Here is a 14,872-nt window from a genome sequence, read left to right as displayed (position 1 = left end):
TTAAATCACCAGGTTTTTACGGAGTTTGAATTCGTTGTAGTAAATCAACGCGATGAACATAAACGCGAACGCCGAATTTGCCTTGCCCCATAATAACAAATCGGGGGCTAAAACAAACTCAATGCAGTTCATAATTGCTATAATAAGCATTTGTGTTACCGCATTCAAACGGGATTTGATGCCGCTGATGATCCACAGGGTCATCAGTATTTCTGAAACGCCTATCAGTTTGGTTAACAGCCCTGCATGTGTTTCGCCCAAAATTCTGCCTACAATTTGCTGGTGCCGCGGAACCAGGTTAAGCACCTTACAAAGCAAGCCATTGGCAAGCCACACCAGGGCGACCGTGATGGTTAATATTTTATGAATGGTGGCTTTGGTCATTTATGTTTTTTGATGGCTTAAATATAAATGATAAAAACGGTGGTTGGGTAAATGTTGTTATCAAACCACGCCCTAAAAAAGCTCTTTTCCGAAACGTATTTCCTATCCTTCCGTTACCGTTGGCAGCAACCTGATATCTTCTACCCCATGATCTATCTTCCAACGCTCCACAATAGGCTGCTCCAGTTTTATCTGCCTGTATTCATCGGGCGACATAATAGGCACGCCATAAACAATTGGATATTTGCGCAGGCAGGCTGTGCAGCTTAATATGCCTTCTATAATATTTTGTTCGGTATCTTTTACAAAAACCTGTAAAGTAAGGTCCTGCTTATCAAAGGGGCAGCATAGTTTGTTGATGGTTTTTAGTTTCATGTTAATCAGCTTTATAATTTAATGCTTCGTGGTATTGTTTAACTTTTTGTTCGGGGTTTGCGGCGCTCAGCAATCCGGAGATTACGGCCACACCATCAAAGGGCGTTTGTTTTTTTAGGGCGATGATGTTTTCGGGGGTCATGCCGCCGGAGACAAAAACCGCCATCCTGGTCATTTTTTTTGCCTCCCTCACGGAAGCCGGCATTACAATGGTACAGCTGCCGGCAGAAGGAGAGGGGAACATGGCGCAGAACGACACATAATCTAACCCATGCTCGTCGGCCCAAGCTATATCATCAAGATTGCCGGAACAGGTGATGCCGGCCATGAATGGTTTGCCAATGCTTGTCTTTATGGTATCAAAATCATGTGGTATGCCATCAAAATGAACACCATCCAAAAAGGGCGAAGCTTGTAGTAATTGCCATTCCTGGTTTATCAATAAAGGCACCCGGTAAAAGCGGCAAAGACCGGCTATATGTTCAATCAGGCTTAATTTATCGGCGCCCGCGGGCCAGTTATTCCAGATTTGTACTACCTGGATACCACCTTTCAACGCATCGGCCAGTTTTTGCAATAATGAATTAAGCTCCATGGCGGGGTTAAGTACCAGGTAAATGCCACCGGTTATGTTAAGGCTTGTTTTCATTTCCATCCGTTTTTATAAGCATTAAAAAATGCGCCCCAGTAAGGATCGGCAGCATAGTAGGGCATGGGGTTTTCAAGGCCGTTTTCTGTTAAAGTATAGCCCCTTGCTTTGTCGGTGAACGTGCCAATCGCGGTAGCCTTGATGTTGTTTTGCTGCAGGCACTGAATAACATACTGAACCTGTTCCGGGTTTACCGACATCACCATCGACCCTGCACCAATGCAAAACCGGGAATCAATCCCAAATAAGCCACAAATAGCCTGCTGGGCAGTGCCTAAGGGCAACAAATCGTTGTTGATGCTTACTCCATTGCCGGATGCAATGGCCATTTCGTAAACTGCGCCCAATACGCCGCCTTCGGTTACATCGTGCATGGCGGTAATACCGCCTGTTGTGGCTGCGGTTAAGGCATCTTTTAATGACGATGTTTGATAAAACAGGCCGCAGCCCTGGTCATAAACTTCCTTACCTGATTTGTTTTTTACCGTTTCGGGGAAACTCATAGCCAGTATAGCGGCTGATGACATGGCGCAATCTTTGGTTACCAGCACTACGTCGCCTACCTGTGCTTTATGGCTTAATAAAATATCGGCCAGTGGTGCGGTGAGCAGCATGGTGCCGCCGCCTGCAATGGTTGAGTTTTGTTGTGGTATACGCCCGGTATGGCCGCCGGTGATGGCAACGCCGATATCGTTGCAATATTGGTGGATAAAATCCCAATACGTAATCAAATCTGGTTCAGGCAAATCTTCGGGCAGGTTCAGCACCATTTGGGCGTATTGCGGGGCAAAGCCGGTTGTAGCCATATCATTGGCCATTAAGTGTACCGATAGCCATGCTGATTCCTGCAAACCCAGCGAAGGGATAAGGGAAAGCGGATCGCTGGTCATGGCCAGGCCCAGGCCATTGGGCAACTCAACCAGCGAGACATCTACACCAAAGGCGGGCCCGGTTAATACTTCGCTGCGCGGATGGCCGCAGCGCGGCAGAATGATTTCATCAAAACCCCCACTGCTGATTTTTCCGGTTAAAGGCATGAGGCTATCAGTCTAAAAATTTTACATATAAACCAAAAAAATCGCCTACGGGTACACTCCATTGCTGTACCGGGAACCATTCGGGCAGGCCGGTGCAGGTCCACTCAAGGCTGTAGGATCTGCCTTTTAATGCTTCGTCAATTTTGGCTGTAAGCATGGCCGGGGTGTAAAAGGTAGCCGTAACATAAAACGGGTTTTTACCAAAAGCCTGCTGCACCCTGCGGCGCAGTACTTTGGGCGAGTTGCGGTTCATCATGCCGAATGCAATGCCGCAGCGCGCCACCCTTGCCGCTTCGCGGATAACCTGTACCGGGTCGCGGTAGTACTCAAAGGTGGTAATAAAGGCCAGTGCATCAAAAGTATGGTCCTTAAACGGCATAAAGTGCGAGTCGGCGTTTACCAGGTCGCCTTTAAACAGGTGTACTGCCTGGCCAAGCATAAAAGGCGAAAGGTCGCCGCCGGTGGCATCAATACCTATCTCATGCCACCAGCGGGTAAAACGGGTAGTGCCGCAGCCAAATTCCAGCAGTTCCTTTACCCGTTGGTCTTTACCCAGTAGCTGTCCCATTACCTTTTTTTGCCATACTTCGGCGCGTTTGTAACGGCCTTCGTACCATTGCTCGTAAGTATCGGTGTGTTCGCGGTTAAAAAACCACTCTTTACGGCCCTGCCAGTTGGTAAGGCTTTGGGTCATCAGGCCAAAATTGTTTTTTTGAAGCTCCATTTATTCCATTATTAAATTAAAAAAGCCTTGTTTCGCTAACCGTAAATACGGGTACAGAAACAAGGCTTATATGGATAAACGGCTACGCCGTGAACAATAATGGCCCATGCATCCCTACGCCGGTATTATCCGTGTCAGGTTCTCCGGGTATTATCTCAGCCTTTAACCTTAATGGTTAAAAGCACCCCGTGCAAGTATGACAGCTAAAGTAAGTAATTTTAGGAATAGGGTGGTGTTTTATTTTTTGTAATGTTTAGGCTGTTATAATGTGAAAAAGGAGACTGTATCATAAATGGTAAACTTTTCTTTATTTGTTTGGGTAGAAAGAAATTGCATTTAAAGTTGATAGGTTTTATTTCGCGCTAAGACGCAGCGCCGCAAATGATTTGCTTATTTTTCTTTGCGCCCTGGCGTCTTAGCGCGAAAAATATGTTAACTTGATACCGGTATTGCGCAATATAGCTGATCATGAAATCTTAAATGCAATTTTGCTGGTTTGGGTAGCCTGTGCGTTACCGCAATTTTTAATTTTATCCGAATAAAATGTGTAAAAAAAATGATGCTATGAAACAGCCTGCCAGCGTTTTGCGTAGTAAGGTACGGCGTTGATAATTAACGCAACCACACCCCTATAAAAAATAGTTAGTATTGATTGGTTTTAACAGGTATAAAATGAGTGTCGATCCGATATTTTCTTTTAATGAAGACCAATTCAATCAATTATTCCCGTTTTATATACTGATCAACGATGATTTCTCCATTCAATCGTGCGGCAATAGTTTAAAAAAACTACTGGAGCGGGACCCTCAGGGGAATTTTGATCTCTGCTTCCGCCTAAAGCGTCCCGCCGGCATCGAACCTAATTTCTTGTCCATTTCGGCAACGTGCAAACAACTGGTAATAATTGAGGTTAACAACCCATTCAATGATATATTGAGAGGACAATTTGAACTTTTACAGAGTTCAAACCAGTTACTTTTTATAGGCTCGCCATGGTTTGATAACATGACAGATGTGAAACAGCGCCACCTTACTCTGCATGATTTTGCTTTTCATGATCCGTTAATTGATCTATTACATGTTCTTAAAACTAAAGAACTTGTAAACGATGATTTGAAACGGTTACTTGTAACCCTGCATCGAAAAAAAAGCGAGTTAAAAAAGGCGACCGATGAAATTAGGGAGATTGCGCTTTTTGCCGTGCAAAATCCCGATCCCCTGTTCAGGGTATCAACCAGTGGTGATATTTTAATGAGTAACCCGGCAGCCGACAATATCGCCTGTTTTAATTTTGAGGGCACGACTTACTGTCGCGAAGAGTTTTGGAAGCATGTTTTAAAGCTCCAAACTTTTTTTGATAAGCCGTTTGAGGCTGGCTATGATAATAAGATATATTCCTTTATTGGCCGTTATGTTGCCGACCATGACTATATTAATGTTTATGGTAGGGATGTGACCGAAAAAGAAGAAGTTAAGCACGACAACCGACATAAAAGCATGGTTTTGGCAAAAGTTGCCTTTGACCAAACCCACCTGATAAGGGCACCCCTGGCCAATATTTTGGGCCTGGTTAACCTGTTGGAGATGAACAAGGCCGAAGGTGAAATTGATCCTTTAATTTTGCCGCACTTGTTGCAAAGCGCCAAAAAACTCGATGTTGTAATTAATGAAATTGTAAATTTGATATAAATATCCCTAAGCCTGGTTACTGTATTCATATATAGTAACTTATCACACATGTTTTACGTTGAAAATATCATTCGGCAACCTTAATTAAAAAAGAAATAATATAAATGAAGATCCTTTAGCCATGCCGGATAATATCCCGCATGGTAGCTTTTGGCCCCAACTTAAACCTTTAAAAAAATGTACGGAATAGTTAACAAAGCAATAGAAGACTTAGTAGTAGCAAACTTTGGTGAAGAGAAATGGGAAGCGGTAAAACTGCGTACTAAGCTTGACATAGATTTTTTTATCAGCAGCGAACCTTATGACGATGACCTTACCTATAGCCTGGCCAATGCCGTGAGCGAGGAGATGGATATGCCTGTTGCCGGCGTATTGGAAGCATTTGGCGAGTGGTGGATACTAAAAACCGGGAAAGAAAAATACGGAGATTTGATGGAAGCCGGCGGCGAGCATTTAAAAGCCTTTTTAATTAACTTACCTATGTTTCATAACCGCATTATGCTGATATACCCTAAGCTTACACCGCCGGAATTCCAGGTTACAGATATTGAAGAAAACAGTATTTCGGTACATTATTTTTCTAAGCGGATTGGTTTAAAAGCATTTGTAAGGGGCTTATTGCTTGGCTTGGGGAAAATGTACGGTACGCCGGCACAAGTTTCGCTTTTAGCCGACAGGGATAACGGCGACGATCATGAAATTTTCAGGGTTAGCTGGTAGGGGGAGGAAGCTGAAGGCTGAAAGCATAAAGCACAAAGCTGATGCACGGATACCAGATTGAGGCAAAAGTACACGAAATTACCGCATGTTGCATAACGAAGAAATATTACACCCAAACAAAAAAACAGGTTCTCTGTGAAAAAGAAAACCTGCTTTTTTGTTACCATAAGATCTTTCTGCTTTCTGCTTTTCGCTTTAAGCTTTACAAAGTGGCCATATCAATTACAAACCTGTAATGTACGTCTCCGGAAAGGGTACGTTCATAGGCTTCGTTAATCTTATCAATGCTGATTACTTCCACATCCGATGTAATGTTGTGCTCGGCACAGTAATCCAGCATTTCCTGGGTTTCTTTTATACCGCCTACCAATGATCCAACTAAACTCCTGCGTCCCATAATGAAAGGGAAAGCGCCTATGGGTGTAGGCTGTGGCGGGGCGCCCAATAAAACCATTACACCATCGGTGGTTAACAGGTTTAGGTACTCGTTATAATCATGAGCCGCCGAAACCGTATCGATAATAAAATTGAAACTGTTGGCCAGTTGGGCCATGGTGTCTTTATCAGTTGTTAGTTTAAAATGGTGCGCGCCTAATTCGGCAGCGTCTTTTTCTTTACTTTTCGACCGGCTTAGCATAGTCACCTCGGCGCCCATTGATGCTGCCAGTTTAACAGCCATGTGGCCCAGGCCTCCTAAACCAACTACGGCAACCTTATCGCCGGCTTTTACTCCCCAATGGCGTAAGGGCGAATAGGTGGTAATCCCGGCACATAACAACGGCGCTACTTTTTCGAGCGGTAATTTGTCAGATACCGATAACACAAAGTGTTGCGTAACCACAATATGGCTTGAGTAGCCACCCATGGTGATGGTTTTTTTATCCTGACTTTGCGAATTGTAGGTTTGGGTATGGCCGTTCTGGCAGTATTGCTCCAAATCGTTTTTGCAATTGGCGCAATGCATGCACGAATCTACAAAGCAGCCTACGCCCACGGTATCACCAACTTTAAACCTGGTTACGTTATTGCCCACACGGGTAACCTTGCCCACAATTTCGTGGCCGGGTACGGCGGGGTAAATGGTACCGCCCCATTCGTTACGGGCGGTATGGATATCTGAGTGGCAAAGGCCACAATATAAAATTTTAATTTCAACGTCGTCGGCTGCGGGTTCGCGCCTGTCAATTGAAAACGGAGCCAGGGGCGTTGCTGCTCCCTGCGCTGCATAGGCTTTTACTGATGTCATGGATTGATGTTTTGTGTGTTACAAAAATGCAACGTACTTACCAATAAATATGTTTTTAGACTGCAATTTTTTTGCTACTTACACAGATTGTCAATACCGAAGATTGCAGCTGCGATTAAAAGTATACCAGGCTAACAGTTAATACATCCCATGTTGAGGGCACCTGCCTAAACGGGTTTTGCGGCAGACTGCGCCAAAGGCCCGGGAGAATTACAGATGATTGTTGCCTGCGGGCTATGATTAAGGCTGATAAAAAAGGTACTGCCCAGCCCTGGTTCGCTCTTAAACCAAATGTTGCCGCCCTGCAGTTCTACAAAGTTTTTGCAAAGCACCAGGCCAAGGCCGGCCCCTTTTTCTTTACCGGTACCATAGGTAACCTGCTCGCTTATCGAAAATAATTTAGCCTGTTTTTCGGCCGGGATTCCCATGCCATTGTCGGCTATTGCGATGGTGCATTTGCCATTGCCCGTGGTAGCGTTTATAGTAACCTTGCCGCCCGGGAAGGTAAATTTAATGGCATTCATCACCACGTTCCTGACTACCAGTTGCAGCATGTCGGGGTCGGCAGCAACCCCAATGGCCTCGTCAATGTCATCCTGTAGTTCAATCTGCTTCTCTACAGAAATACTTTTTAGTAACTGTAATGTGCCGGTGAGTGTATGCCGCAGTTGTAGTGGCATCAGCTGTACTTGTACGCCCCCCATCTGACTTTTTGTCCAGGAGAGTACATTGCCCAGCATTTGCGTAGTATCGCGGGTACGGTTTAACAGTTCAGTTTCAATGTTCCGTCTTTCTGTTTCGTCCAGTTTATAATAAGTGAGCAGTTCCAGGAAGCCCTGCACCGAAGCTAAAGGCTCTTTGAGGTCATGCGCCAGGATGGATAGCAATTTGTTTTTGGTTTCGTTACTGGCAGCCAGTTCTGTGGCTTCATGCTCGGCCCGGCGGCGTTCCTGGTGATAAGCACTCCGGATAAAAGCAATGATAAAAAAAATAAGCCCGGCGATGATAACATAACTGTACCCAAAATCAGCAAAGCGGTTGTTTGAGTTAGGGTAGGTATCTTTGATCCAGCCGGGGTGCGCCGCTTCCCAGTATATGAGCAAAAGCATTACCGATATGTTTAAAGGCAGCCATACAGCATATTGCCTTTGCGGAATTATTGATACTGCTATAATAAATGATAACAGGAAGATGGCAAAAGTAGGGCCGTTGAGGCCTGAGTTATCATAATAATTGGCTATCAGCATCAGGTTATTGATAACCTGGAATGCGATAATTGCCAGGTTGAGCATTTTATAAAAACGGGATACATAATAGGCCACAGCTACAACCAGCAATACCAAAAACATAAGCCCTGCCAGCCTGGGCAGGCCAATAATGTAATCGAAAGGGACATTGAGTGCCAGCCCGAACATTACAATAATACAAACAGAATGGAAGATGCGCCCTTCTAAAGCGAAGTGGGTTTTATCGCCAATTAATTTATTCCACAGTACATTCACCTTATAGTTCATCAAACTTTACAATTAAACGGAATTAACATGCCAAAGGTTGAGCGCAGGGAACGCTGTTACCATATAGACATCCCAATTTACTTGTTTTAGTTGGATGCTGGTTTGAAATAATGAGGAAAATTGATTTAATGCTTTGAAAGATATGCTGGTACTAAGTTTTTTGGATTAGCAGGGAATGTTATCAGTTTGTTCCGGCATCGTGCAATACCTCTTTATTCATCCGGATGTACTCGGCATTGTTTTCGGCAGAAGCCAGCTTGAGCCCCTCATTGGCCGATGTAATGGCCGATTTTTTATCACCCGTTTTTAGTTGTAGCCTGGCCAGCCAGTATTTGATATTGTAGGCTGTTGGGTTGGTTTTGTCGGCTTCCTGCATCCAGGTAAGCGCCTGCGCCAGGTTTCGGTTGTGGTTATAACACCATACTGCCGACATGTAGTAGGGCTTCTTTTCGCCTTTCATGGCCTCCTGTATATTGGCCATAATGCGGTTATCAACATCGGTTTTTAAATGGATGTTGATGCCAGTGTTTTCCCATAATATTTGTAGCAGGCAGTCGTCTTGCTTAACATCAGCAAATTGGATGGTGAGGGTTTCTACTTTATTGGCCAGTTTGGTTGGTTTTACCTTAAAACGGAGCACATCCTGTTTTTGGTCATAGGCATAAGCGCCCCATTGGTTAATGGTTTTATTAAATATAATTGTCCATTCGTCGGCCCCGGGTATACTAAAAAGCGAGTAGGAGCCGGGTGCAAGGGTATTTCCTTCTACCTGGATGCTATCGGTAAGGGTTACAACAGTGGCATTATTTGCCCCCGTTCGCCAAACAATGCCATAGGGCTCCATCCCATTAAAAATTTTGCGGCCTTTGGTATTAGGCCGGTAATATTTTACCGATATGGTGCCAAGTCCAAAATCCTGTTCAATACGTTGTCCCAAACTTGCTGCCGGTATTTTGAATGGTAATTCCTGTGCGTGGGCATCATAAAAATGGAAGGTTATAAAAGTGAGCAGGCAAAATAAGGTTGTTTTCATGGTTTTAATATTGGTGGTTTTGGTAAAGTGGTGGTCGGCGTTCTTTACTATAAAATTATTGTTTATTTTAATAAGGTCAAATAACTGCAATACGGTTGCCTACGTATTTTTTAACATAGCCACCAATCTGCTGCGTGACGATTTGATTTGTACACGGTCAATTTGATACTGCCTTTTGTTTGTGATACGGTGTCCCGCTACCGGTAGTTAAAAAAGCATACAGGCTGCCCATAAAATAATCCCAGCCGGCCTCGCATACGTTATAACATTCAAAACTTTGGTTTAGGCCCTCGTGCAAAAAATTCAGGGCTGTACCTTGGTCGTTGGCGCTTATGGTCCATATCAGTTTAGTGCCCACCCATTCTGCCTTGTTTTTTAGGGAATCCATGTCGATATACGCTTTATCACATTGCCACACTACACGTTTATTGGGAACCGCCTCAATTATACTGAAGGTTTTTTTTGTTTTTCCGAAGGCAATATCATATTGGTCGCCGGTGTGGGCGGAGGTTCCGGTAAGGTCGTCACTCCACCAATCGGCAATATGCCCGGTAATGGCTGCGTAAACTTCATCCGCCGGTTTGCTTACGGTGATGCTTTTTTGATAATTATTCATGGTGTTTTTGAAATGAGATGGTTTACCATCTTATTGTTTTTCGGCCAGGAGTTTTTCTTCATCTGCAGTTCTTGCAGTACCGGCGGCGTTGGGCAGGCCTTTACCCGTACTGATCAGGTTGGCGAGGCTGTTTTGAATGTAATTGGTCCACGCGCCCCGGCAAATCTCGAAACACTCATATTCGGGTACCAGGCCATGGTGGGTAAAAACGATCTGCGTTTTGCCATCTTGGTTCGAAATATCGAAGCTGATTTTTGTGGCCTTCCATTCGGTTTTATCCTGGGTAAACTTAAAATAGTTATCCAGCACAAGCCACACTACTTTTTGATTGGGGATAACTTCTACCAGTTTTATTTTGCAGGTATGGATGTCTTCAAAATGGTAATTAAACTCGTCATTTACCTTGCAGGTATCGCCTTCAATTTCTTCCGACCACCATCCGCGTACGTTGTTGATGGCGTCAAATGCTTCCTGCGGGCTTTGGTTAACCAACAGGGTGGTTGTAAAATCTGGTGTTTTCATTTTTATCAGTTTTTGGTTTGATTGGGAATTGTTTAACAAATTTACCGTCTTAATACTATAAACACAGGGTGTAATATAGACATGTTGACGGGTTGATTTGGACAGGATGGTTTATTATCTTTATAAAAAAATCGTCATGAAGCAAGTGGTTATCATTGTGCCCAAAGGGTACGCCAACCTGGCCAGTGTGGTAGGTACTTTTCAAATCCTGAACCGTGCCAATGGCTATTGGCAGCAAATGGGGCACCGGCCTATGATGGAGGTGCGCATAGCCGGATTTGAAACGGAACTAAAACTGGATGGTGGTTTCTTTTCTATTTTTCCGGTAGATATTAATGAAATACAAAAAGCCGATCTGCTCATCATCCCCTCCGTTTCGCACGAGTACGACCGGGTACTTAAAGAAAATGCCGCGCTTGTACGTTGGATTGGCGAACAATATCAACTCGGCGCCGAAATAGCGAGCATTTGTACCGGCGCGTTTTTGTTAGCGGCTACCGGCCTGCTCGATGGCAAAACATGCTCCACCCATTGGAACGCGGCAACTGCTTTTAAACGCCTTTTCCCGAACATCGAGGTGCATACCGATAAACTGCTTACGGTTGAACAGGGTATTTATACCAATGGCGGTGCCTACTCCTTTTTGAACCTGGTACTTTTCCTGGTCGAGAAATATTTTGACAGGCAAACAGCTATTTACTGCTCCAAAGTTTTCCAGATTGATATGGACCGGACATCGCAATCGCCTTTCAGTATTTTTCAGGCACAAAAAAATCATGGCGATGAACTGATTGGCAAGGCCCAAAGCTTTATTGAAGAAAACTTACACGAAAAAATATCCTTTGAAGGATTGGCTTCAAAACTGGCCATCAGCCGCCGCAATTTCGACAGGCGTTTTATTAAAGCTACCGGTAACACCCCGGTTGAGTATTTGCAGCGTGTAAAAGTAGAAGTAGCCAAAAGCACCCTTGAAAAAGGCCGTAAAAGCATTTTTGAGGTAATGGACCAGGTTGGCTATGCCGATGATAAGGCCTTCAGGGAAGTTTTTAAAAAGATAACAGGCCTATCGCCGTTGGATTACAGGGCCAAGTATAACAGGGAAAGCTATAGGTAAAATCGGTGGATGATATACTTGAATTTTTGACAGCCGTAAACTGAAAATTTTTCACCGGACATGATTTTTTTTCAGTTTTTTAACCCAGGGTAACCTTTGGCATTTTAGTTGTTGGGTTATTATCAGAACGCGAAGTTCTGAAGTTTAATTAATTACAAGTTCAATCATTAAATTTATTTAGGAGGACAACCCATGACATTGGTTAAATTTAATCCCGAAAAAAGGAGCAACTCATTACTGCCAGGTTTTAATGACGTTTTTGACTCTGTTTTTAACGACACATTTTTTAACGATCGCATGATAGCCCGCGTACCGGCTGCCAACATCAGCGAAACCGCCGAAAACTTTCACATTGAACTGGCTGCGCCCGGCTTAAAAAAAGAAGATTTTAAACTAAGCCTTGACCGCAACGTGCTAAGCATCTCTGTTGAACAAGTAGCAGAGAACAACAGCGAAAAAAAGAATTACAGCAAACGCGAGTACAGTTATAATTCGTTTGTGAGATCGTTTACCCTTCCGGATATTGCAGACGACAGCCGCATTGAAGCTACTTACACCGATGGCGTACTGAAGGTAAACATTGCCAAAAAAGAAGAAGCCAAAACTGTGAGCAGGCAAATTGAAATTAAATAATCAGCGAGATAAATAATAGTTTAAGAGCCTCCTGGATAAGGGGGCTTTATTTTTAAATAAAAAAAGCCTTTAGGTTTGGGCCTAAAGGCTTTTCTCTGCTTTATATTTTCGAACTTTATACACGATAATAACTACGGGCACATGGATACTCCAAGTTTAACAATAATTGATATTGCGCAAACGGCCGCAACCAACAGCGCATACACCAATATTCCGGTTGCGCTGGTGAATGACCATGTAGTGAGGATGAGCGTTATGACGGAGCCTTATTTCTGGCACTTTCACCCGGATTCGGATGAAAGTTTCCTGGTGATAGAAGGCTCCGTATTTATTGACCTGGAAGATAGCACCATCGAGTTGCTGCCTAATCAGTTATTTACCATATCAAAAAATGTAAAACACCGCACCCGGCCTAACGGGAGCAGGTCTGTTAACCTTACCTTTGAAAGTGCCGGTATGACAACCGTGCGATTAGCCGACCGGTAACATTACCGGTTACCGGCCGTGGCAGCATCAAACACACGGCAAAAGTTGCCGCCGCCTATTTTGCCTATTTCATCGGCGTTAAAACCGGTATTTAACATCGCCTCTACTACGGTGCAATAAAACCCTGAATTTTGATCTGGCCAGGTTTGGTTTGTACCGTCGTCCATTTTGCCGCGGTTTGGGCCGCCACCTGGGCCATCATGGTTTTTATCGCCCGGAGGAGGGCTGTCGGGGCGGTTGCCGGGCATGCTGCCGGGTGGCGGGCCTTGTTCGCCCGGTTTGGGGCCGAAACCGCCGCCTGCCGGTCTGTAAGCAGGGGTTAGTTTGGTATCGGTGCCTATGCAAACATGATCTATCCCTATAACATCAACCAGGGCCCGGATATTTTGGGCATACTCTGATGCCGAGCCGGCCAGGTGCGTCCATACGCCGATAATGCCTCCTGTATCGGCCACAATTTTTGCCTGCTCTTTGCTGATGAGGCGGGGGCGCATCATGCGGGCCATGTTCTGGTTTTGCCCCAATTGGGTATCAAGGCCGGTGTGCGAAATGATTACCGGGTGTTTGGCCACTTTAAGTGCGGCGGCTACCGTATCGGCGCTGGCGTGCCCCAGGTCGACAAGGATGCCAAGGCGGTTGCACTCGCGGATAACTTCGGCGCCAAAAGGCGTAAGGCCTCCCCAGCGGGCCGGGTTGGTAAAAACGTCGCCCAGGGGTACTGATGCATCGCTGTCATGCAGCAGTGTCAGGTGTCGCAGGCTGCGGGTATAGGCTTCTTCAAGTCGTTCGATGTGTCCTTCCAGAAAATGACCGCCCTCAACCGATTGGATAACCGTGGGCTGGCGTTTTTTATGGGCGGTGTTAAGATCGGCCATGTTCAGGGAGCGCTTCATGCCGTTACGGGCCAGCTGCTGATCCATGGAAGCCAGGCCATTTTTAAACCGCTCGTAGGCGTCCCCTGGGTTTTGCAATTTTTGATAATCTACGGCGAATGTCATGCAGATGGCCGTTAAACCTGATTTTTTTAGTTGGCCCGCTAAATCGATATCCGGACCGGGCACTTCAGCCGTGGTTAGGGGCACGTCGATATGATTGTGCGTATCAATGCCAAGGGTATCGGCTACTATTTTGGCTACGCGCGGGTCTACCTCATCAATTGCCCACGCTGCCAGCGGGTTTAGTATTATGGCTGCACCGGCCCCGGCAAGGGTAACCGCGGCCAGGAATTCCCGCCGCGACCATGTTGGTTGAATCTTCTTCATGATTTTAAATTACAGGATAGCTGTTTTATATCGTTTAAAGGTAACAACTACCCGGAGTATCGTCTCCTGTAATCGTCGTTTGGCCGGGATGAATAGACGAATTGGCGGATAGAGCCGATAAAGATAATCATCGCGCATAAACGCGGCTTTCGGGATATGACTTGCGCGGTGACAGAAAAGCGGAGGGTGTGTGCGATTCCTTCCTTGGGGAGGGGGGAGGTAGGGGTTAAATCAGGCGTTCAAGCCGCTTTGCAACTCGCCGCTCGTATAAACCCCTCCCTGCCTTTGCGCTCATTTCCGACTGCACCCCCTCCCGTTGGGCTACTGTGTGTACATATCTTTTGGAAACTTATGAATAAATAGAAAAATGTCATTTCCTTTTATTTATTGATACGTTTTCAAAAGATGCGGGTACACAATAGCTCATTAAAGAGCGGGGCCGGTTGAAGCATGTTGTCGAACTGTTTTAAGCTACCAGGTCAGCTTCGGCACCAAAGGCCTGGTCGATGATTATTTTCCAGGTACCATCGGTTTGCTGCTGCATCACTTCGATGCCTTTGGCGGCCACTTTTACTTCTTCACCATCGGTAATGCTCCACTCCGAGCGGCCAAGGGCGATACTTCCTGTTTGAAGGCAATACACGGTTTTAATCTCCATTTTTCCTTTGATGGATAAAATGGCTTTTATCGAATCTTCAAACTGCTGCCTGCCCGATACAGGCTTGTTTGGTTCGGGTACAATAATGCCGGTTACATCGTACATACTCATTACTGTGGCTACATCGCCTGTGTTAAAAGCAGCGGCCAGTGTTGCGTGGGCATCTTCAGCCCTTTTTGGTAAGTTCATGGTTTATTAAATTTATGGGTG

General features: G+C 45.1%; 17 protein-coding genes and 1 riboswitch. Of the genes, 5 read left to right on the top strand and 12 right to left on the bottom strand.

The window, feature by feature from the left end; genetic code table 11:
* The 5 genes from AC1RM2_RS24690 to AC1RM2_RS24670 form a co-directional block, all read right to left on the bottom strand.
* The gene (locus tag AC1RM2_RS24690) at positions 1 to 384 is read right to left on the bottom strand and encodes a DoxX-like family protein (RefSeq protein ID WP_492987782.1); all 384 of its coding nucleotides are present in this window, start codon (positions 382 to 384) and stop codon (positions 1 to 3) included.
* 102 nt (positions 385 to 486) lie between these two features.
* Complete coding sequence (locus AC1RM2_RS24685) at positions 487 to 759, bottom strand: Trm112 family protein (protein ID WP_492987781.1); 273 nt, start codon at positions 757 to 759, stop codon at positions 487 to 489.
* A 1-nt stretch (position 760) separates the two neighbouring features.
* On the bottom strand, positions 761 to 1,408 hold the full coding sequence (locus AC1RM2_RS24680) for a thiamine phosphate synthase (RefSeq protein WP_492987780.1): 648 nt from the start codon (positions 1,406 to 1,408) through the stop codon (positions 761 to 763).
* Positions 1,405 to 2,445 (bottom strand): AIR synthase family protein, encoded by a 1,041-nt coding sequence (locus tag AC1RM2_RS24675; RefSeq protein WP_492987779.1) that lies wholly within the window; start codon positions 2,443 to 2,445, stop codon positions 1,405 to 1,407. The genes AC1RM2_RS24680 and AC1RM2_RS24675 overlap by 4 nt, the downstream gene beginning before the upstream one ends.
* Before the next feature lie 7 nt (positions 2,446 to 2,452).
* On the bottom strand, positions 2,453 to 3,169 hold the full coding sequence (locus tag AC1RM2_RS24670) for a class I SAM-dependent methyltransferase (RefSeq protein ID WP_492987778.1): 717 nt from the start codon (positions 3,167 to 3,169) through the stop codon (positions 2,453 to 2,455).
* Between the two features lie 94 nt (positions 3,170 to 3,263).
* Positions 3,264 to 3,368: riboswitch (TPP riboswitch) on the bottom strand.
* 473 nt (positions 3,369 to 3,841) lie between these two features.
* Here AC1RM2_RS24670 and AC1RM2_RS24665 point away from each other — a divergent pair.
* Both AC1RM2_RS24665 and AC1RM2_RS24660 read left to right on the top strand, forming a co-directional pair.
* On the top strand, positions 3,842 to 4,858 hold the full coding sequence (locus tag AC1RM2_RS24665) for a hypothetical protein (RefSeq protein ID WP_492987777.1): 1,017 nt from the start codon (positions 3,842 to 3,844) through the stop codon (positions 4,856 to 4,858).
* 177 nt (positions 4,859 to 5,035) lie between these two features.
* The gene (locus AC1RM2_RS24660; RefSeq protein ID WP_492987776.1) at positions 5,036 to 5,578 is read left to right on the top strand and encodes a heme NO-binding domain-containing protein; all 543 of its coding nucleotides are present in this window, start codon (positions 5,036 to 5,038) and stop codon (positions 5,576 to 5,578) included.
* A gap of 202 nt (positions 5,579 to 5,780) precedes the next feature.
* On the opposite strand, the gene AC1RM2_RS24655 is transcribed toward AC1RM2_RS24660, so the two are convergent.
* The 5 genes from AC1RM2_RS24655 to AC1RM2_RS24635 all read right to left on the bottom strand — a co-directional run bounded on the left by AC1RM2_RS24655 (position 5,781) and on the right by AC1RM2_RS24635 (position 10,509).
* Entirely contained in the window at positions 5,781 to 6,824 is a 1,044-nt protein-coding gene (locus AC1RM2_RS24655) for an NAD(P)-dependent alcohol dehydrogenase (protein ID WP_492987775.1), read from the bottom strand.
* Between the two features lie 167 nt (positions 6,825 to 6,991).
* Positions 6,992 to 8,338, bottom strand: a complete 1,347-nt coding sequence (locus AC1RM2_RS24650) for a sensor histidine kinase (protein ID WP_492987774.1) — start codon at positions 8,336 to 8,338, stop codon at positions 6,992 to 6,994.
* Positions 8,339 to 8,519: 181 nt separating this feature from the next.
* Positions 8,520 to 9,371, bottom strand: a complete 852-nt coding sequence (locus AC1RM2_RS24645; protein WP_492987773.1) for a DUF2911 domain-containing protein — start codon at positions 9,369 to 9,371, stop codon at positions 8,520 to 8,522.
* A gap of 157 nt (positions 9,372 to 9,528) precedes the next feature.
* The gene (locus AC1RM2_RS24640) at positions 9,529 to 9,987 is read right to left on the bottom strand and encodes an SRPBCC family protein (protein ID WP_492987772.1); all 459 of its coding nucleotides are present in this window, start codon (positions 9,985 to 9,987) and stop codon (positions 9,529 to 9,531) included.
* A gap of 30 nt (positions 9,988 to 10,017) precedes the next feature.
* Positions 10,018 to 10,509, bottom strand: a complete 492-nt coding sequence (locus AC1RM2_RS24635) for an SRPBCC family protein (protein ID WP_492987771.1) — start codon at positions 10,507 to 10,509, stop codon at positions 10,018 to 10,020.
* A gap of 136 nt (positions 10,510 to 10,645) precedes the next feature.
* Between AC1RM2_RS24635 and AC1RM2_RS24630 the strand changes: the two genes are divergently transcribed.
* The 3 genes from AC1RM2_RS24630 (at position 10,646) to AC1RM2_RS24620 (ending at position 12,742) form a co-directional block, all read left to right on the top strand.
* The gene (locus tag AC1RM2_RS24630; protein WP_492987770.1) at positions 10,646 to 11,623 is read left to right on the top strand and encodes a GlxA family transcriptional regulator; all 978 of its coding nucleotides are present in this window, start codon (positions 10,646 to 10,648) and stop codon (positions 11,621 to 11,623) included.
* A gap of 192 nt (positions 11,624 to 11,815) precedes the next feature.
* Entirely contained in the window at positions 11,816 to 12,256 is a 441-nt protein-coding gene (locus AC1RM2_RS24625) for an Hsp20/alpha crystallin family protein (RefSeq protein WP_492987769.1), read from the top strand.
* Between the two features lie 141 nt (positions 12,257 to 12,397).
* The gene (locus AC1RM2_RS24620) at positions 12,398 to 12,742 is read left to right on the top strand and encodes a cupin domain-containing protein (RefSeq protein ID WP_492987768.1); all 345 of its coding nucleotides are present in this window, start codon (positions 12,398 to 12,400) and stop codon (positions 12,740 to 12,742) included.
* A 2-nt stretch (positions 12,743 to 12,744) separates the two neighbouring features.
* Here the strand turns inward: AC1RM2_RS24620 and AC1RM2_RS24615 are convergent, their stop codons facing one another.
* Positions 12,745 to 14,004: a dipeptidase gene (locus tag AC1RM2_RS24615; RefSeq protein WP_492987767.1), complete on the bottom strand. Its 1,260-nt coding sequence runs from the start codon at positions 14,002 to 14,004 to the stop codon at positions 12,745 to 12,747.
* Positions 14,005 to 14,470: 466 nt separating this feature from the next.
* A complete protein-coding gene (locus AC1RM2_RS24610) occupies positions 14,471 to 14,851 on the bottom strand; it encodes a YybH family protein (protein ID WP_492987766.1) in 381 nt (126 codons plus the stop codon).
* Positions 14,852 to 14,872 lie beyond the last annotated feature (21 nt).

It is taken from the genome of Mucilaginibacter sp. GW822-FHT03E02, from assembly GCF_058801545.1.
This window is presented reverse-complemented; position numbering and strand designations above follow the sequence as displayed.